Source organism: Pseudomonas hygromyciniae (genome assembly GCF_016925675.1).
Classification (GTDB): Bacteria; Pseudomonadota; Gammaproteobacteria; order Pseudomonadales; family Pseudomonadaceae; genus Aquipseudomonas; species Aquipseudomonas hygromyciniae.
In genome coordinates this window covers 4,126,820-4,145,022 of record NZ_CP070506.1, presented here as the reverse complement: position 1 = coordinate 4,145,022, position 18,203 = coordinate 4,126,820, and the positions used below count along the sequence as shown (strand labels likewise).

Annotated in this window: 12 protein-coding genes, 1 other RNA gene and 1 pseudogene; 11 read left to right on the top strand and 3 right to left on the bottom strand. The window is 61.1% G+C overall.

The window, feature by feature from the left end:
- Positions 1 to 76 precede the first annotated feature (76 nt).
- The 6 genes from JTY93_RS18395 (at position 77) to ffs (ending at position 9,457) form a co-directional block, all read left to right on the top strand.
- Positions 77 to 736: a GntR family transcriptional regulator gene (locus tag JTY93_RS18395; protein WP_205476786.1), complete on the top strand. Its 660-nt coding sequence runs from the start codon at positions 77 to 79 to the stop codon at positions 734 to 736.
- 2 nt (positions 737 to 738) lie between these two features.
- Positions 739 to 4,227: a chromosome segregation protein SMC gene (gene smc / locus JTY93_RS18390; protein ID WP_205518894.1), complete on the top strand. Its 3,489-nt coding sequence runs from the start codon at positions 739 to 741 to the stop codon at positions 4,225 to 4,227.
- Between the two features lie 253 nt (positions 4,228 to 4,480).
- A complete protein-coding gene (zipA, locus tag JTY93_RS18385) occupies positions 4,481 to 5,344 on the top strand; it encodes a cell division protein ZipA (RefSeq protein WP_205476788.1) in 864 nt (287 codons plus the stop codon).
- 88 nt (positions 5,345 to 5,432) lie between these two features.
- Positions 5,433 to 7,790: an NAD-dependent DNA ligase LigA gene (gene ligA, locus JTY93_RS18380; protein ID WP_205476789.1), complete on the top strand. Its 2,358-nt coding sequence runs from the start codon at positions 5,433 to 5,435 to the stop codon at positions 7,788 to 7,790.
- A 178-nt stretch (positions 7,791 to 7,968) separates the two neighbouring features.
- A complete protein-coding gene (locus tag JTY93_RS18375) occupies positions 7,969 to 9,132 on the top strand; it encodes a zinc-binding metallopeptidase family protein (RefSeq protein WP_205476790.1) in 1,164 nt (387 codons plus the stop codon).
- Positions 9,133 to 9,360: 228 nt separating this feature from the next.
- Positions 9,361 to 9,457, top strand: an RNA gene (ffs, locus tag JTY93_RS18370) — signal recognition particle sRNA small type.
- Between the two features lie 145 nt (positions 9,458 to 9,602).
- On the opposite strand, the gene JTY93_RS18365 is transcribed toward ffs, so the two are convergent.
- Positions 9,603 to 10,505: a DUF2167 domain-containing protein gene (locus JTY93_RS18365; RefSeq protein ID WP_205476791.1), complete on the bottom strand. Its 903-nt coding sequence runs from the start codon at positions 10,503 to 10,505 to the stop codon at positions 9,603 to 9,605.
- A gap of 190 nt (positions 10,506 to 10,695) precedes the next feature.
- Complete coding sequence (locus JTY93_RS18360) at positions 10,696 to 11,010, bottom strand: helix-turn-helix domain-containing protein (protein ID WP_029298195.1); 315 nt, start codon at positions 11,008 to 11,010, stop codon at positions 10,696 to 10,698.
- 458 nt (positions 11,011 to 11,468) lie between these two features.
- On the opposite strand from JTY93_RS18360, the pseudogene JTY93_RS30015 reads away from it, so the two are divergent.
- The 3 genes and pseudogenes from JTY93_RS30015 to JTY93_RS18350 form a co-directional block, all read left to right on the top strand.
- A pseudogene (locus tag JTY93_RS30015) lies at positions 11,469 to 11,750 on the top strand (PAS domain-containing protein); the annotation flags it as partial.
- A 363-nt stretch (positions 11,751 to 12,113) separates the two neighbouring features.
- The gene (locus JTY93_RS18355; protein ID WP_446000216.1) at positions 12,114 to 13,034 is read left to right on the top strand and encodes a methyl-accepting chemotaxis protein; all 921 of its coding nucleotides are present in this window, start codon (positions 12,114 to 12,116) and stop codon (positions 13,032 to 13,034) included.
- 18 nt (positions 13,035 to 13,052) lie between these two features.
- A complete protein-coding gene (locus tag JTY93_RS18350) occupies positions 13,053 to 14,744 on the top strand; it encodes a putative bifunctional diguanylate cyclase/phosphodiesterase (protein ID WP_169992578.1) in 1,692 nt (563 codons plus the stop codon).
- Here the strand turns inward: JTY93_RS18350 and JTY93_RS18345 are convergent.
- On the bottom strand, positions 14,723 to 15,490 hold the full coding sequence (locus JTY93_RS18345; protein ID WP_205476793.1) for a substrate-binding periplasmic protein: 768 nt from the start codon (positions 15,488 to 15,490) through the stop codon (positions 14,723 to 14,725). The genes JTY93_RS18350 and JTY93_RS18345 overlap by 22 nt on opposite strands.
- Before the next feature lie 134 nt (positions 15,491 to 15,624).
- Here JTY93_RS18345 and dnaX point away from each other — a divergent pair, with 134 nt between their 5' ends.
- Both dnaX and JTY93_RS18335 read left to right on the top strand, forming a co-directional pair.
- The gene (dnaX, locus tag JTY93_RS18340) at positions 15,625 to 17,685 is read left to right on the top strand and encodes a DNA polymerase III subunit gamma/tau (protein ID WP_205518893.1); all 2,061 of its coding nucleotides are present in this window, start codon (positions 15,625 to 15,627) and stop codon (positions 17,683 to 17,685) included.
- 66 nt (positions 17,686 to 17,751) lie between these two features.
- Complete coding sequence (locus tag JTY93_RS18335) at positions 17,752 to 18,090, top strand: YbaB/EbfC family nucleoid-associated protein (RefSeq protein WP_003193199.1); 339 nt, start codon at positions 17,752 to 17,754, stop codon at positions 18,088 to 18,090.
- Positions 18,091 to 18,203: the final 113 nt, after the last annotated feature.

Genomic DNA, 18,203 nt, shown 5'->3' with positions numbered 1-18,203 from the left:
CAAATTCGGCGTTGTCGGCCCAGCGATTGCGCTACACTGCCGCCCTTGTACCGATAGAAGATTTTGAAGGGAAAACATGACGTTCAAGGCGCCGGACAGTCTCGCCGAGCAAATCGCTCACCACCTCGCCGAGCGCATTATTCGCGGCGATCTCAAGCCTGGGGAGCGGATCCAGGAACAGAAAGTCACCCTGGCACTCAACGTCAGCCGTGGTTCCGTGCGCGAAGCCTTGCTGATTCTTGAGCGGCGGCACCTTATCGCCATCTTGCCGCGCCGTGGGGCACACGTCACCGAACTCACCGCGCATAAGGTGCAGAGCCTGTGCACGCTGATGAGCGAGCTGTACATCCTGCTGGGCAACGCGGTCGCCGAGGGCTGGCAGACCCAGGCCGACATGGCGCCCTTCGTGCAGATCCAGCAACGGCTGGTGAGCAATTTCGAGCGCCAGGACATCCGCGCCTTTGTCGAAGAATGCTTCAATGTCATGCGCGCCGCGTACCCCTTCGCCAATAACCCGTACCTGCAGGAAACCGTCGAGAACCTGCAGCCGGCGATGAATCGCGCCTATTACCTGGCCCTGGATCAGCGCAAGGCATCGATGAGCGAGTACCTGGCGTTGTTCGAGCAACTGCTCGCCGCCGTACTGGCCCGTGACCTGCCGCAAATTCGCCAGGTGCTGTCGGCCTACTGCCAGCGCAGCAGCTCGTTGGTTATCGCAGCCCTGGCGGACGCCTAAGCGTGCGGCTCAAGTGCATCAAACTGGCGGGGTTCAAATCCTTCGTCGACCCGACCACGGTGAACTTCCCCAGTAACATGGCGGCAGTGGTCGGGCCCAATGGCTGCGGCAAGTCGAACATTATCGACGCCGTGCGCTGGGTGATGGGCGAGAGCTCCGCGAAAAACCTGCGTGGCGAGTCGATGACCGACGTCATCTTCAACGGTTCCACTAGCCGCAAGCCGGTGAGCCAGGCCAGCATCGAACTGGTGTTCGACAACTCCGACGGCACCCTGGTGGGCGAGTACGCCGCCTACGCGGAAATTTCCATCCGCCGCAAAGTGACGCGCGACAGCCAGAACAGTTACTTCCTCAATGGCACCAAGTGCCGGCGCCGTGACATTACCGACATCTTCCTCGGCACCGGCCTGGGCCCGCGCAGCTACTCGATCATCGAGCAAGGCATGATCTCCAAGCTGATCGAAGCCAAGCCCGAGGACCTGCGCAACTTTATCGAGGAAGCGGCGGGCATCTCCAAGTACAAGGAGCGCCGTCGCGAGACCGAAAACCGTATCCGCCGCACCCACGAAAACCTGGCACGCCTGACTGACCTGCGTGAAGAGCTGGAGCGCCAGTTGGAGCGCCTGCACCGCCAGGCCCAGGCCGCCGAGAAATACCAGGAATATAAAGGCGAAGAACGCCAGCTCAAGGCGCAACTCTCGGCGCTGCGCTGGCAGGCCTTGAATGACCAGGTGGGCCAGCGCGAAGCGATCATCGGCACCCAGGAAATCAGCTTCGAAGCCCTGGTTGCCGAACAACGCAACGCCGACGCCAGCATCGAGCGCCTGCGCGACGGTCACCATGACTTGTCCGAGCGCTTCAACCTGGTACAGGGCCGCTTCTATTCGGTGGGCGGCGACATTGCGCGGGTCGAACAGAGCATCCAGCACGGCCAGCAGCGCCTGCGCCAGTTGCAGGATGATCTGAAGGAAGCGGAGCGGGCGCGGCTGGAAACCGAATCCCACCTGGGCCATGACCGCACGTTGCTGCTGACCCTCGGGGAGGAGCTGGACATGCTCACCCCCGAGCAGGAAATCACCAGCGCCGCCGCTGAGGAAGCCGCCGCCGCCCTGGAAGAATCCGAAACTACCATGCACGGCTGGCAGGAGCAGTGGGACGCTTTCAACCTGCGCTCCGCCGAACCGCGTCGCCAGGCTGAGGTGCAGCAATCACGCATCCAGCAACTGGAAACCAGCATGGAGCGCCTGGCCGAGCGCCAGCGCCGGGCCCTGGAGGAGCGCGCATTGCTCGCCTCTGCTCCGGAAGACGCGGCGATCATGGCGCTGAGCGAGCAGTTGGCCGAAAGCGAAATGACCCTGGAAGAGTTGGAGGCCAGCGAAGAACAGCAAGTTGAGCGCCTGGAGCAATTGCGCCAGGAGCTGCAACAGGCGACCCAGGCGCAGCAGCAGGCCCAAGGTGATTTGCAGCGCCTCAATGGACGCCTGGCCTCCCTCGAGGCCTTGCAGCAAGCCGCATTGGACCCAGGCACCGGCACCGCCGAATGGCTGCGCGACCAGCACTTGGCCGAACGCCCGCGCCTGGCTGAAGGCTTGAAGGTTGAAGCCGGTTGGGAGTTGGCCGTGGAGACCGTGCTGGGTGCGGACCTGCAAGCCGTGTTGGTGGACGATTTCGGCGGTTTTGATCTGGCGGGCTTTGCTCAAGGCGATTTACGCCTGCTCAGCCCTGCAGCCGATGGCACCCGCGTGCCGGGTAGCCTATTGGATAAAGTCGAGGCGCAGATTGACCTGTCGCCATGGCTGGGCTTGGTAAAGCCGGTGGACTCTTTGGAACAGGCCTTGGCGTTGCGAGGCCAATTGGCCTCTGGCGAAAGCCTGATCAGCCGTGACGGCTACTGGGTAGGCCGGCACTTTTTGCGGGTGCGTCGCGCCAGTGAAGCCGAAAGTGGCGTATTGGCCCGTGGCCAGGAAATCGTCAACCTGAGTGCCGAGCGCGAAGAGCGCGAGGCCACTCTTGAGACCTTGGAAACCCAACTGCAAACCCTGCGCGCCACCCAGCGCCAACAAGAGACCGGCCGCGAACATTTGCGTCGCCTGTTGCAGGACGAAGCGCGCCAGCAGGGCGAATTGAAAGCCCAGCTTTCCGCCAGCAAGGCCAAGGCCGAACAATTGACCCTGCGTCGTACCCGGCTCGATGAAGAAGTGGCCGAGATGGGCGAGCAACGCGCCCTCGAACACGAACAAGTCGGCGAAGCGCGCCTGCAGTTGCAGGAGGCCCTCGACAGCATGGCCCTCGACACCGAGCAGCGCGAGCTGTTGCTGGCCCAGCGTGACAGCCTGCGCGAGCGCCTCGACCGGGTACGCCAGGAAGCGCGCCAGCACAAGGACCACGCCCATCAGTTGGCCGTGCGCCTCGGCTCATTGCGCGCCCAGCACGACTCCACGCGCCAGGCTCTGGAACGCCTGGAGATGCAATCCGAACGGCTGACGGAAAAACGCGAGCAACTGAGCCTCAACCTGGAGGAGGGCGAAGCGCCGCTGGAAGAGCTGCGCTTGAAGCTCGAAGAGTTGCTCGACAAACGCATGAGCGTCGACGAAGAACTCAAGACTGCACAAATCGCCATGGAAGACGCCGACCGCGAACTGCGCGACGCAGAAAAGCGCCGGACCCAGGCCGAGCAGCAGTCGCAATTGATCCGCGGCCAACTCGAACAGCAGCGCATGGAATGGCAAGCCCTCACAGTGCGCCGCAAAACCCTGCAGGACCAGTTGCTGGAAGATGGCTACGACCTGCACGGCGTACTCAATACCTTGACCGCCCAGGCCAACGAGAAAGAAGCCGAAGAGGAACTTGAGCGCATTGCTGCACGTATCCAACGACTCGGTGCGATCAACCTCGCGGCCATCGATGAATACCAGCAGCAGTCCGAGCGTAAACGTTATCTGGATGCCCAGGACGCCGATCTGGTAGAAGCCCTGGACACTTTGGAAAACGTCATTCGCAAGATCGACAAGGAAACCCGTAACCGCTTCAAAGATACCTTTGATCAGATTAATAGCGGTTTACAGGCCTTATTCCCAAAAGTTTTCGGTGGTGGCAGCGCTTACTTGGAACTGACGGGCGAAGATCTACTCGATACAGGGGTAACGATCATGGCGCGGCCTCCGGGCAAGAAGAACAGCACCATCCATTTGTTGTCCGGCGGCGAGAAGGCCCTGACTGCATTGGCGTTGGTATTTGCCATCTTCAAGTTGAACCCGGCACCGTTCTGCATGCTCGACGAAGTTGACGCGCCGCTGGATGACGCTAACGTTGGACGATATGCCCGCTTGGTTAAAGAGATGTCCCAGACGGTGCAGTTCATCTATATCACCCACAACAAGATCGCCATGGAAATGGCTGATCAACTGATGGGGGTGACTATGCATGAACCGGGCTGTTCAAGGCTGGTAGCGGTGGATGTCGAAGAGGCGATGGCGATGGTGGAAAGTTAGCGGCAAGTTGCTAGCTTCGAGCGGCAACAGCGTCGGCTTGAAGCTTTGGGTTTGTAGCTTAATTCCTGCGTCAGCCGACACATTTTGCGCCAACTGTGTAAAGTTATCTTTGGTCGTGCTAGTTTAATGTCAATTTTTCGTATGCGTGGGCAAAACGTCAGTCAGAACATAGAGTTGGCGCCACGTTTTAAAGCGGTTTGCACGGTGCTAAACCCCTTATTTTTCAGCATTTTTTATAGAGGCAAGGGATTACATGGAAATCGGTCTGCGCGAGTGGCTGATCGTCATCGGCATTATTGTAATAGCCGGTATTCTTTTTGATGGCTGGCGCCGTATGCGCGGCGGCAAGGGCAAGCTGAAATTTCGCCTGGACCGTAACCTGTCGAATTTGCCCGACGACGACGGCGCTGCCGAGCTGCTAGGGCCGCCCCGTGTCCTGGATACCCATAAAGAGCCACAGCTTGATGAGCATGACTTGCCGTCGATGAGCGCGCCGGTGCGTGAAGCCCGCGAGCCGTCGTCCAAGCGCGGCAAGCGTGGCAGCGCTGCCGTGGCCGAGCCGCATCAAGGTGACCTGAACCTCGACGTCGACGAAGGCCCGAGCTTCAGCAGCCGTGACGGCGACTTCCCGGATGAAAGCCCGGCCAAGAGCGCGCCGCGTGAGTCCGCCAAGGATCAGCCGGCAGCTGAAGAAGTGTTGGTAATCAGCGTGATCTGCCGCGACTCGGCCGGCTTCAAGGGCCCGGCGCTGTTGCAGAACATCTTGGAAAGCGGCCTGCGTTTTGGCGAGATGGATATTTTCCACCGTCACGAAAGCATGGCCGGCAATGGCGAAGTGCTGTTCTCCATGGCCAATGCGGTCAAGCCGGGCACTTTCGACTTGGACGATATCGACCTGTTCAGCACCCCGGCGGTGAGCTTCTTCCTTGGCCTGCCAGGCCCGCGTCACCCGAAACAGGCGTTCGACGTCATGGTGGCCGCAGCCCGCAAGCTGTCTCAGGAACTCAACGGCGAGCTCAAGGATGATCAGCGCAGCGTGCTGACCGCCCAGACCATCGAGCACTACCGTCAGCGCATCGTCGAGTTCGAGCGTCGTGCCCTGACACAGAAACGCTGAGGATTGGTCCTCCGCGTTGTCAGTAGAATTAAGCGCATTAACATATTGAGCAGCTTCGGCTGCTCTTTTGCTTTATGAGAGAACACCCATGACCGCCGCCCACACCCGCATCCTCGAACTGCGCGCTGAACTGGATCAGCACAACTACCGTTACCACGTCCTCGATGAACCGAGCATCCCGGACGCCGAGTACGACCGGTTGTTCCACGAACTCAAGGCGCTGGAAGCCGAGCATCCGGATCTGGTGACCCGCGATTCGCCGACGCAGCGGGTGGGCAGCGCGGCGTTGTCTGCGTTTACCCAGGTGCGCCACGAGATCCCGATGCTCAGCCTGGGCAACGCCTTCGATGAAACCACCATGCTGGAGTTTGATCGCCGGGTCACCGAGGGCCTCGACCTGCCGGTGGGCGATCTGTTTGGCGGCGGCGCGGCGGTGGAATACAGCTGTGAGCCCAAGCTTGATGGCCTGGCGGTCAGCTTGCTGTATCAGGACGGTGAGCTGGTGCGCGGCGCGACCCGTGGCGACGGCACAACCGGCGAAGACATCAGCGTGAATGTGCGCACCGTGCGCAATATCCCGTTGAAACTACACGGCACAGGTTGGCCGGCGACCCTGGAAGTGCGCGGCGAAGTATTCATGTCCAAGGCCGGTTTCGAGCGCTTGAATGCCACGCAACTGGAAGTCGGCGGCAAGACCTTCGCCAACCCGCGTAACGCGGCTGCGGGCAGCCTGCGCCAACTCGACTCGAAGATTACCGCCAGCCGTCCCTTGGAGTTCTGCTGCTATGGCGTGACCACGGATATCAGCGACACCCATATCGGCAACCTGCAGCAGTTGCAGAAGTGGGGCATGCCTATCAGTCACGAGCTGAAGCTGGCCAAGGGCATCGAGGATTGCCTGGCGTACTACCGCGATATCGGTGAGCGGCGTAACAGCCTGCCCTATGAAATCGACGGGGTGGTGTTCAAGGTCAACAGCATTGCCTACCAGCGTGAACTGGGCTTTCGCGCCCGCGAGCCGCGCTGGGCCATCGCCCATAAGTTTCCGGCGATGGAAGAACTGACCGAGTTGCTGGACGTTGAATTCCAGGTCGGCCGCACCGGCGCCGTGACGCCGGTGGCGCGCTTGAAGCCGGTCAAGGTGGCTGGCGTCACCGTGTCCAATGCGACGTTGCACAACATGGACGAAGTGGCGCGCCTGGGCCTGATGATCGGTGACACCGTGATCATCCGCCGTGCGGGGGATGTGATCCCACAGGTCGTGTCGGTGGTTGCCGAACGTCGCCCGGAAAATGCCCGCGCGGTACAGATTCCTGAGAGCTGTCCGGTGTGTGGGTCCCATGTGGAGCGCACGCAACTGGTCAAGCGCAGCAAGGGCAAGGAAACCGTCAGCGAAGGCGCGGTGTATCGCTGTGTCGGGCGCCTGGCCTGTGGTGCGCAGCTCAAGCAGGCGATCATTCATTTCGTCTCGCGACGGGCGATGGATATCGATGGCTTGGGCGACAAGACCATCGAGCAGTTGGTCGATGAAAAGCTTATCGGCTCGCCGGCTGACCTGTACAAGCTCAAGTACGAGCAGATCATCGATCTGGAAGGCTTCGCCGATGTTTCCAGCAAGAAACTGATCGCCGCTATCGAAAACAGTAAGGCCCCGACTCTGGCACGGTTTATCTACGCCCTGGGTATTCCCGATGTGGGCGAGGAAACCGCCAAGGTGCTGGCGCGCTCCCTGGCGTCCCTTGAGCGCGTGCAGCAAGCCTTGCCGGAAGTGCTGACGTACTTGCCGGATGTTGGCCTGGAGGTGGCTCACGAGATCCACAGTTTCTTTGAGGACAGTCACAACCAGCAGGTGATCGGCGCGCTGCTGTCGCCGGACGAATGCGCGCTGGTCTTGCAGGATCAGGGCGAGCTCAGCGCTGAGTTCGCCGCCAGCACCACCTTGGGCGGCCTTCTCGACAAGTTGCACGTGCCTTCCGTGGGGCCGGGTGCTGCGCAGAAGTTGGCGGACAAGTTCGGCTCCCTGGAGGGTGTTATCCAGGCCGACTGGCTGGACATGCGTCAGGCGCTACCGGAGAAGCAGGCCAAGGCGGTGCGGGAGTTCTTCGATAATCCGGAGAATGCTCGTCGTGCGCTGGCCATCGAGCAGCAGCTCAAGGACTTCGGTATGCACTGGCAGAGCGAGAAGAAGGTGATCGAGGGCTTGCCTGAAGCGGGTCACACCTGGGTACTGACCGGCTCGCTGGAGTTGATGAGCCGCGACGTGGCCAAGGAAAAGCTCGAAAGCCTGGGCGCCAAAGTGGCAGGCTCGGTATCGGCGAAAACCCATTGCGTGGTCGCAGGGCCGGGCGCCGGGTCGAAATTGGCCAAGGCCAGCGAGCTGGGGTTGAAGGTCTTGGATGAGGAGGCTTTCGTCGCCTTCCTGGCCAAGCACCACATCACTGTCTGATACCGGCCCGATCTTGTAGCAGCGAGCTTGCTCGCGAAAAGCCTCAACGATAACGCGGGGTCTCTGGTTCCCCGTGGCGGTCTCAGGTTCTTCGCGAGCAAGGGACTGATTGCATCCACTTTGAACGATCTTGCGTGGGGAATGATCTAGTCTTGGGCACGCCCCTGGAGAGATCGTCATGTTCCGCTACTTCGAGCAACTCAGTTCGCGCATTGCTGCTCCGTTCACGGCGGGAGCGTCGCGCAGCAGCAAGGTGTGGCAGTGCCGTTGCGGGCAGTCGCTGTTCTTTCGCAACAGCCAATGCCTGGCCTGTTCGGCGCTGCTGGGCTACTTGCCCCAGCAAAGCCGGCTGTCGTCCCTGCAGCCGGGGCCCGTCGTCGATACTTGGCTCCAGGACGACAACCTCGACGCCGGTGCCTTTCGCCGCTGCGCCAACCTTGATACCCCGGCCGCTTGCAACTGGCTGATCCCGGCGTACAGCACCGCGCCACTGTGTGTGGCGTGCAGTCTCAATCGCACCATTCCCGACCTGTCGATCCCGGAAAACCACGAGCGCTGGCGCAAAGTCGAAACCGCCAAGCGCCGGCTGGTGGCGCAACTGATCAGCCTGGGGTTGCAAGTCATCCCCAAAACGGTTGATGAAGACAGCGGCCTGGCATTTGACTTCGTGGGCATCGACTTGGAAGGCAAGGCTCCCACGACAGGGCATGCCAATGGCCTGATCACCCTGGATATCAAAGAAGCCGACGACGAGCATCGTGAGAAAATTCGCGTGCAGATGCGCGAGCCGTACCGCACCTTGCTCGGCCATTTCCGGCATGAGGTGGGGCACTATTACTGGGATCGCCTGATCGCCGACAGCCACTGGCTTGAACCCTTTCGCAACCTGTTCGGCGATGAGCGCGCCAGCTATGCCGACGCCCTCGACCAGCACTACCAGAACGGCCCGCGCCCAGACTGGCAGCAAACCTGCGTCAGTGCCTATGCCACCATGCACCCGTGGGAAGACTGGGCGGAAACCTGGGCCCACTATCTGCATATGATGGACGCGGTCGACACGGCCCTGGGGTTTGGCATGAGTGCGCGGGAGATGGATCTGGACTATCAGCCGTTTCCCCTCGCAACCCTCTATGACCCTGAGCATCCTGGCGGGGCAGCGTTTCTGTCATTCGTCAACGCTTGGATCGAACTGGCCGGCATGCTTAACGAGCTGTCGCGCAGCATGGGGCAGCCGGACTTCTATCCGTTCGTGCTGCCGCCGGCGGTGATCGCCAAGCTGCATTTCATTCACTTGGTGATCCAGGAAGAGGGCGGTCGGGCCGACGAAGCCGTTCATCTGTAGGAGCGAGCTTGCTCGCGAAGATCGTTAACGATAACGCGGGCATTCTGGATGAATGTGGAGCATCCGGATTCATCGCGAGCAAGCTCGCTGCTACAGGGCTTCTGCGAAACCAGTGGGCAAGTACTTGAACCTCATAAGATTTTTAATCCTGAACTGACGGTTGTAACTTCCGATGAGATCGGTACAATGGCCCCGCTTGCCGAGAGGCCAGCGTCGTTATGGTGACCCCATCGGTCCCCCCGCAACGATTACCCGTGAACCTGGTCAGATCCGGAAGGAAGCAGCCACAGCGGGAACATTGTGTGCCGGGGTGTGGCTGGTGGGGTTGCCTCCATAACGCTCTCCTTCGCAACACCCTCCTGTTTGCATCAATGCTCAATCCGATAGAATTTTTTGCCTGTCCCAGTCTGTTGTGCCGGGGCAAAGCAGCCGTACGCCGCGATTTCTCGCGGCGTTTTCGTATTTGTCAATCAGCCCTTGTTGCGGTTGAAGAACTTGCGCGCGCCTGCCAGTAACGCCACCACACCAATCACCAGAAATTTCTTCGCCGCCAGCAGGAAGATGCCGATCTTGGCAAACAGCCCGGCCTTGCCGGCTATGCCGCCAGCGACCAGTGCGGCCAGGCCGTAAGAGGCCAGTTTGTCAGTGCCGGGGTTGTAGTCGGTGTAGAGATTGCCGTCGGTGAAGTTGGTGAAAGCCAGGACTTTGGGCAGTTCCTGTTTGATGGTGGGCAGGTCGGCCATGGCGGCGACGGCGTTGAGTTCCAGCACGCCCTCGCGGCCCAGCACGCGGATGCTGTAGTTGAGGGTGTTCTGTTCGGCGTCGTCGGCTTTCAGTTCGCGGGCCCAGTACATCTTGTGGGACTGTTGGTCGTAGTGCGGCGGTTCGGCCCAGCCCAGCAGGTGCAGGCCGGCGTAGCCTTGTTTCTGGCGCTCCCGGTTGTCCTCGGCATCGTCTTCCTGCATTTGCTTGAGCAGTTCGGCGTAGTCGATTTTTGCCGCGTCTTCGTCGGAAATATGCCCGTCGTCCTTGTAGCTGACGATGACGCCCCAGCCACGTGCCGACAGCGGGCTGACGGCCTTGGGTACGATCATGCCCAAAGTGTTGAAACCTGGAGGGTTGCCCCAGCCATCGGTGAGCAGGCGTTCGGTGTCCTTGGGGTCGAGGTAGTAGAACTCGTCGTTGAGCTTGAGCGTGGCGATGCCGCCGGGCAGGGTGACGGTGCCGGTCTGTTGCTTGAGGGAGGCGAGGAAGTGTTCGGCGGTTTCGGCAGGTGCGCTGGCTTCGACCGGCGCCGAGGCTGTGGTGGCATAGATTGGCGCGGCGGGCAGGCTCAAGGCGGCCGCCACCAGCAGCAGGCGAAGGTAGTTCATGGTAGTCCCTTACATTTTGAAATGATTGCGCAGAAGAATACCGAATCCGCCTGTACCGTGCGAGCAGGCTGGCAAAAGGCGTGGCCCAGCGCCTGCCAGGAGAGGGGCTGTCCGGTCGGATCATGTCAGTAGGCAAAGAGCAAAGAACAGGTAGCATCAGCGACCTGCTCTCTTTTATGTCGTACGAGCTCTAAGGCTTGGACAAGGCCTGGTCTACCGCCGCAATCAGCTTTCCCAGATCCTTCGGGGTGGCTTTATGAATGACACCGAACAGATAAGCGCGCTGTTCTTCCTCATCGCCCAGATCGGCAAAAAAGACTTTCAGCTTCACTCCCAGAGCCTCTGCAAACAAGAAGAGAGCGTCAACGCTGGGTGTATAGGTGCCGGTTTCGAAGCGGCTGATGGTTTTAGGGTCAAAACCGGTTTTCTCACCTAGTTCAGCCTGAGTAAGCCCCGCTACCTTTCGATAGCGTCTGATGGCTGGACCCAAACTTGAAATTTGCATCGCTCAATTCCCATTTAGAATCAAGAACTTAACGATAAATATTGGCATTAGACAACGGCACGCACCATCACCTTTTCTTGCAAAATGTGATGTAATTCGTAGAATCGGCGTTTAGGACAAGTATTTGGCGGTGTCGTTTCACAGGGCAGCTTTATGAAACAGGAAATCATTGCTTTCTCCTCACTTTCATAAAGGTAGTTGCAAAACAGTGGCCTGGCCGCAGCGCCAGGCTCGCTCTTGCGCGCCCATGCAGCCCACGCCTCTCACACCAGACGCTCGAATTAAAGCCTAGTTGATCTTCGTCAAATCGAAGGTCAGGTGCTGGGCAAAACCTGGTTTGGCCGCCGAATGGGGCCAGCCAGCCGATTGACGGTTTACCCGTCTGGAAATACCCCTCTACCTGCCCGATCTACAAGATCCCGGGCCGGTAGATCGAATGCTGTCCATGGAGCTTTAAAGTGCGCGTCAATTTGCCGGTCACCACAGTTGAACAGACTTTCGGGGAGCAGCAACGGCTCATTTCCGCAACTGATATCAATAGTCACATCACCTACTGCAACGCTGAGTTTGCAGCCATGAGCGGCTTCACTCAGGCCGAGCTGATCGGCAGCACCCACAACCTGGTTCGCCATCCGGACATGCCGCCCGCAGTCTTCGAGTTGATGTGGCGCTACCTCAAGGCCGGCCAGAGTTGGATGGGCGTGGTCAAGAACCGCTGCAAGAATGGCAATTTCTATTGGGTCAGCGCCTATGTCACGCCAATCCTGGAAAATGGCCGGTTAGTGGGCTATGAGTCGGTGCGGGTCAAGCCGACGCGTGAACAAGTCCGACGGGCCGAAGCGCTCTACGCCCGCTTGCGTGCCGGGCGCTCGGCGGTGTCGCTGCTGCAGCGTCTGGGCCAGGTCGGTAATGCCCTGGCCGTGCCCGCCTTGGCGGCGGTGGTCGCTGGCGGTGCGGTGCAATGGTTGCCCACTGGTTGGGCGCAGGCATCGACCGCGCTGCTGTTTCTCGGACTGGGCGCCTGGGCGCACCTGCGTCTGGGGCGACAGCTCAAGCAGATCGTCGAGCATACACCCAACACCTTTTCCGACCCCATCAGCGCCATGACCTACAGCGATGCGCTGGGCCCGGCCGCGCAATTGGAGATGATCCTGATCAGTGAAGAGGCGCGTTTGAAAACCGCCCTCACGCGCCTCAGTGACCTCGCCACCCAGATGGCCGAGGCGGCGGCCGATTCCAGTGTGTTGTCGGGTAATACCGAGTCGGCGCTGCTGGAACAACGCGCCGAGACCGATATGACTGCCGCCGCCATGACCGAAATGGCCGCGTCTATCGCCGAAGTGGCGACGCATGTACAGCAGACCGCCAGCGAAGCCCGCACCGCCAATGACCTGGCCGGGCACGGCAGCCATGTCGTCGGCACCACACGCGAGGCGATCCAGTTGCTGGCGGCCACCGTCACCCAGATCAACCAGGCGGTTGGCCACCTGGCTGGCCAGACCCAGGAAATCCGCGTGGCGGCGAGCATGATCCAGGCCATCGCCGACCAGACCAACCTGCTGGCGCTGAATGCCGCCATCGAAGCGGCGCGGGCCGGCGAGCAGGGGCGTGGCTTTGCCGTGGTGGCCGATGAAGTGCGGGCGCTGGCGGGCAAGACCCGGGAGTCGACGGAGCAGATCCAGGGCATCATCCAGAATTTGCGCGCTGGCGCCGAAGAAGCCGTGGAAATTGCCAGTACCGGCATTCACGAGGCCGAGCAGGGCGTGCAGCAAGTGTTGCAAGCGCAAGAGGCACTGCAGGGCATCCGCCAGGCGGTGGAGCGCATTACCGGCATGAGTCAGCAAATGGCTGCTGCCTCACAGGAACAATCCCACGTCGCAGAGGATGTTTCACAACAGATCAATAACGTCGCGGCCACGGTACAAAAGACAGCGGGCAATGCCAACGCTGCAGTCACCCGTGGCCGGGAACTCGAAAGCATCTCTTCCGGGTTGCGTGCCCTGGTCGAGCGGTTCAACCGCTAGCCACCTAGAGCCTCATTCATGGATGAGAAATACCGCAGGGCCGTGGATGCCGCCGCCATTTTCTCCGAGACAGACCTCACCGGCCGCATCACCTACGTCAACGACCAATTCTGCGGCATGTCCGGCTACAGCCGCGACGAGTTGCTGGGGCGCAACCACCGGATTCTCAGTTCAGGATTGCACCCCGCCGGGTTTTTCCAGGGCATGTGGCGCACCATCACCGAGGGCAAGGTCTGGCGCGGGGAAATCTGCAACCGTGCCAAGGATGGTTCGCTGTATTGGGTCGATAGCACCATGGTGCCGTTGGTCGATGAGCGTACTGGCAAGGTGCAGAAGTACGTGTCGATTCGTTTTGATGTCAGCGAAAAGCGCCAGTTACTGCAGACTCTGCAATGGCGGGTCGGCCACGATGTGCTGACCGGGCTGCCCAACCGCGCCTATCTCTCCGAATTGCTCGTGCAGTCTTTGGAGTTTTCCCGCAGCGAGCACATCCCCCTGGCGGTGTGCATGCTCGACCTGGACGGCTTCAAGGCGGTCAACGATGGCTATGGCCATGCCTCTGGCGACCTGTTGCTGGTGGAGGTCGCCAGCCGCCTGCGTGACATCATTCGTGGCGAAGATGTGGTCGCCAGGCTCGCCGGTGACGAATTCGTATTGATCCTGCGCTACGTGCGCGACGCCGATGAGTTGAACCGCGCATTGCGGCGCATCCTCACGGCCATTTCCGAGCCGTACTCGATCCTCGGGGCGCAGATCAACGTGTTTGCCAGCATTGGCGTCACGCTGTTCCCGTTGGATGACGAGGATGCCGACACCCTGCTGCGCCATGCCGACCAGGCCATGTATGTGGCCAAGCAAAGTGGGCGTAACCGCTACCAGCTGTTTGACGTGTCCCTGGAGCAGGAGGTCAAGGCCACCCACCAGACCGTGCAGCAGATTCGCCAGGCCCTGGCGGCGGGGGAGTTGTGCCTGCACTTCCATCCCAAGATCAATTTGCGCCACGGCCAGGTCGTGGGGTTCGAGGCATTGTTGCGTTGGCAGCACCCGATACGCGGGCTGGTATCGCCCAAGGATTTCCTGTCGTTGATCGAGCAGACCGACCTGATCGTCGATGTCGGCGAATGGGTCATGGACCAGGTGCTGGCGCAGATACGTCAGTGGCAGGAGGCCGGGCATTGCTGGCCGGTCAGCGTGAATATCGCGGCGCGGCACTTCCAGCGCGCCGATTTTGTTGAGCGCCTGCAACAACTGCTGGCCCAGCATCCCGATGTTGCGCCGCACATGCTGGACCTGGAGATTGCCGAATCGGTGGCCATCGATCATATCCAGCGGGTCACCGAGCACCTTGCGGCCTGCCAGGCGCTGGGGGTGCGGTTTTCCCTGGATGATTTCGGCACCGGCTATTCGTCCCTCAGCTACCTCAAGCGCCTGCCGACGCAGACCATCAAGATCGACAAGTCGTTTGTGCGCGACATCCTCCATGACAAGGACGACCTGGCCCTGACCCAGGCGGTGATCGGCCTGGCCCGGGCATTTGGCCGCGAGGTGATCGCCGAGGGCCTGGAATCCCTCGAACATGGCCAACTGCTGCTGCGTATGGGGTGTGAAGTGGCCCAGGGTTATTACTTCGCCCAGCCGATGCCAGCCGACGAAGTACCAGTCTGGGCGGCGGGCTTCGATCTACTCAACTATGGTGCCGGTGAGGGTTGAGGCGGCTGCTTGCGGTCGCCGGTGTAGAGCCCAATGATGTCGTCAACCTCCCCTGACATCTTCATGCGCAGCAGCGTACGCAAAATCCGTTGGACGGGCAGGGCCGGGTCGTTGCGCACGTAGCAACCCAGGCTTTGCTCCTCGATCACCGCCACCACGTGCAGCCCCGGGCCCTTCGGAAACTGCTGATTAAAGCGCTCCAGGGTCCATTCGTTGGTGATCGCGTACTTGAAGCGGCCCGCCACCAGCTTGTGCAGCACTTGCTCTTCGCTGCGGGCGTCGTCGCGCTTGAGCTGGCCCGTGGCGAACAGCGGTTCAAGGGTCGGGTAGCTGTAGTTGAGCACTGTGCCGATGCTCTGCGCTGCCAGCTTCGTCACATTCACCGACAGCGGCGGGACATGGGCGCTGACCAGCACATTGCGCTGGACCCATAACGGAATGCTCCAGACATAATCGCCAGACAGGTTATTGAGCCACGCCTGTGTGACGTAGCAGCGCACATCGATCTCGCCGTGTTCCATGGCCGGGGCGATGCGGGCTCGGGCCAATACCTGGAATTGCGCCGGGTGGCCGACCTGGTTTGCCAGGCTCAGCATCAGGTCATACAAAATGCCTTGGGTCGGCTGGTCCCCGTCGATCTGCACCATGGGCATGGCCCAGCTGTCGGAAATGGCAAAGCGCAACGGGGTGGGCTCCGCCAGGCTCAGTGTGGTGATCATCCATAAAGCGCCCAGGACTACGCGCATAAATTCTCCGGGATCAGCCCTTTGCGGGGCATGTCACCACCAGCTTAGTCAGATTAGGCGAGCGTGCCGGATGCAATTTCCCCCCTGCTCCGCTAGCATTACCGGCTCCCGCTTCCCAGTTGCGACGGTTTTCGATGAGTTATCAGGTTCTTGCACGTAAATGGCGTCCGCGCTCGTTCCGCGAAATGGTCGGCCAGACCCATGTGCTCAAGGCTCTGATCAATGCCTTGGACAGCCAACGGCTGCACCACGCCTACCTGTTCACCGGCACCCGCGGGGTGGGCAAGACCACCATTGCGCGGATCATTGCCAAATGCCTGAACTGTGAAACGGGCATCACTTCGACCCCCTGCGGTACCTGCTCGGTATGCCGGGAGATTGACGAAGGGCGCTTTGTCGACCTGATCGAGATCGACGCCGCGAGCCGCACCAAGGTCGAGGACACCCGCGAACTGCTGGACAACGTGCAGTACGCCCCCAGCCGCGGGCGCTTCAAGGTGTACCTGATCGACGAAGTGCACATGCTCTCCAGCCATTCCTTCAACGCCCTGTTGAAGACCCTGGAGGAGCCGCCGCCCTACGTTAAGTTCATCCTTGCCACCACCGATCCACAGAAACTTCCCGCAACGATTTTGTCGCGGTGCCTGCAGTTCTCCCTGAAAAACATGACCCCCGAGCGCGTGGTCGAGCATTTGACCCACGTGCTCGGTGTGGAGAACGTGCCATTCGAAGACGACGCGCTGTGGCTGCTGGGCCGCGCCGCCGATGGCTCGATGCGTGACGCCATGAGCCTGACCGACCAGGCCATTGCCTTTGGTGAAGGCAAGGTGATGGCCGCCGACGTGCGGGCCATGCTCGGCACCCTCGACCACGGGCAAGTGTTTGACGTGCTGCATGCGCTGATCGAAGGCGATGCCAAGGCGCTTCTTGAAGCGGTGCGCCATCTGTCGGAGCAGGGCCCGGACTGGAATGGCGTGCTTTCGGAAATTCTCAACGTGCTGCACCGCGTCGCTATCGCCCAGGCGCTGCCTGAAGGGGTCGATAACGGCCACGGCGATCGCGACCGCGTGTTGGCTCTGGCCCAGGCGTTGCCAGCCGAAGATGTACAGTTCTACTACCAGATGGGCTTGATCGGGCGGCGTGACCTGCCCTTGGCACCGGACCCGCGCGGCGGGTTTGAAATGGTCATGCTGCGCATGCTGGCGTTTCGCCCCGCAGACACCGCCGATGCGCCGAGACAGCCGCTAAAGCCAGTGGGGATCAGCCAGGCCACAGTTGATTCCGCCAAACCAGTGGCTGGCGCGGCGGTCGTCGCGCCAGTGATCGCGCCGCAACCTGTGGCAGTCGCTCCAGCCCCGGTCGCGGTCGAGCCTGTGGTGCCGGTAGTGGCCCCGGAGCCGGTTGCCGAGCCTGCGCCAGCGCCGGTGGTCGATCTGCCTTGGAATGAGCCGGTAGAGGCCGTGGTCGAGTCGGCACCTGCCGTCGAGCCCGTGCTGGAAACCAGCGCCGAGCAGCCTGAGCTGACGCCGATGCCGACGCCCACCCCCCCACCCCCCGACAGCGTGGTACCGGACGCGCCGGAATGGGTCTCGGCACCCGTGCCCGAGCCAACTATTGCCGAAGTGGACGCCGCGACCCCAGGTATCGACCTGGATGACGAGCCGCCGCTGGACGAAGATTACATCGAGCCGGACATGGACTCGGCCTACAGCTATTTGGACGACCTGGCCAGCGAGCACACCGCCGAGCCTGCGCCCGAGCCCGAGGCGGAACCTGCCGCCATGCCGGCCACCGGCCTGGCCCTGCAATGGTTGGAGTTGTTCCCGAAGCTGCCGATCTCCGGCATGACCGGGAGCATCGCCGCCAACTGCACGCTGATTGCCGTCGACGGCGATCACTGGCTGTTGCACCTGGACCCCGCCCACAGTGCCCTGTTCAACGCAACCCAGCAGCGCCGGCTCAACGATGCCCTGAACCAGTTCCACGAACGCCCCCTGACGGTGACCATCGAGCTGATCAAGCCCGAGCAGGAAACCCCGGCCCAGGCCGCCACCCGTCGCCGGCTCAACCGCCAGCGCGAGGCCGAGGAGTCGATCCAGGCCGATCCGCTCATCCAGCAGATGATGGAGCAGTTTGGCGCGGTGGTGCGACACGATACTATTGAGCCCGTCGAAGCCCAGGCCGCAGCGGGCTGATAATTGAAGGCGCCGTGCCCCAAGGCACGGCGCCGTATTGATCCACGTACTTTTGAGGTGATTCCCATGATGAAAGGTGGCATGGCCGGCCTGATGAAGCAGGCGCAGCAGATGCAGGAAAAAATGGCCAAGATGCAGGAAGAACTGGCCAACGCCGAAGTCACCGGTAAAGCCGGCGGCGATATGGTCAGCGTGGTGATGACCGGTCGTCACGACATCAAGCGCGTGAGCATCGACCCAAGCGTATTGCCGGGCGTTGGCGAAGACGACCTGGAAATGCTCGAAGCCCTGTTCGCCGCGGCCGTCAATGACGCCGTGCGTAAGATCGAAGCCAACAGCCAGGACAAAATGTCCGGCGTGACCGCTGGCATGCAACTGCCGCCGGGCATGAAGCTGCCATTCTGATCGGCCAGCGCGACACCAAAAATGCCAGGCATCGTGCCTGGCATTTTTGTTTGTGTCGGGCACAATCGAACGTCAGCACTGCAACAGCTGTCTGCACCCTATACCGCTGAATT

Bases quoted from the DNA above. Each gene is read 5' to 3' on its own strand.
- JTY93_RS18395 (WP_205476786.1), top strand. From the start codon at position 77: ATGACGTTCAAGGCGCCGGACAGTCTCGCCGAGCAAATCGCTCACCAC.
- zipA (WP_205476788.1), top strand. From the start codon at position 4,481: ATGGAAATCGGTCTGCGCGAGTGGCTGATCGTCATCGGCATTATTGTA.
- ligA (WP_205476789.1), top strand. From the start codon at position 5,433: ATGACCGCCGCCCACACCCGCATCCTCGAACTGCGCGCTGAACTGGAT.
- JTY93_RS18375 (WP_205476790.1), top strand. From the start codon at position 7,969: ATGTTCCGCTACTTCGAGCAACTCAGTTCGCGCATTGCTGCTCCGTTC.
- JTY93_RS18365 (WP_205476791.1), bottom strand. From the start codon at position 10,505: ATGAACTACCTTCGCCTGCTGCTGGTGGCGGCCGCCTTGAGCCTGCCC.
- JTY93_RS18360 (WP_029298195.1), bottom strand. From the start codon at position 11,010: ATGCAAATTTCAAGTTTGGGTCCAGCCATCAGACGCTATCGAAAGGTA.
- JTY93_RS18355 (WP_446000216.1), top strand. From the start codon at position 12,114: ATGACCTACAGCGATGCGCTGGGCCCGGCCGCGCAATTGGAGATGATC.
- JTY93_RS18350 (WP_169992578.1), top strand. From the start codon at position 13,053: ATGGATGAGAAATACCGCAGGGCCGTGGATGCCGCCGCCATTTTCTCC.
- JTY93_RS18345 (WP_205476793.1), bottom strand. From the start codon at position 15,490: ATGCGCGTAGTCCTGGGCGCTTTATGGATGATCACCACACTGAGCCTG.
- dnaX (WP_205518893.1), top strand. From the start codon at position 15,625: ATGAGTTATCAGGTTCTTGCACGTAAATGGCGTCCGCGCTCGTTCCGC.
- JTY93_RS18335 (WP_003193199.1), top strand. From the start codon at position 17,752: ATGATGAAAGGTGGCATGGCCGGCCTGATGAAGCAGGCGCAGCAGATG.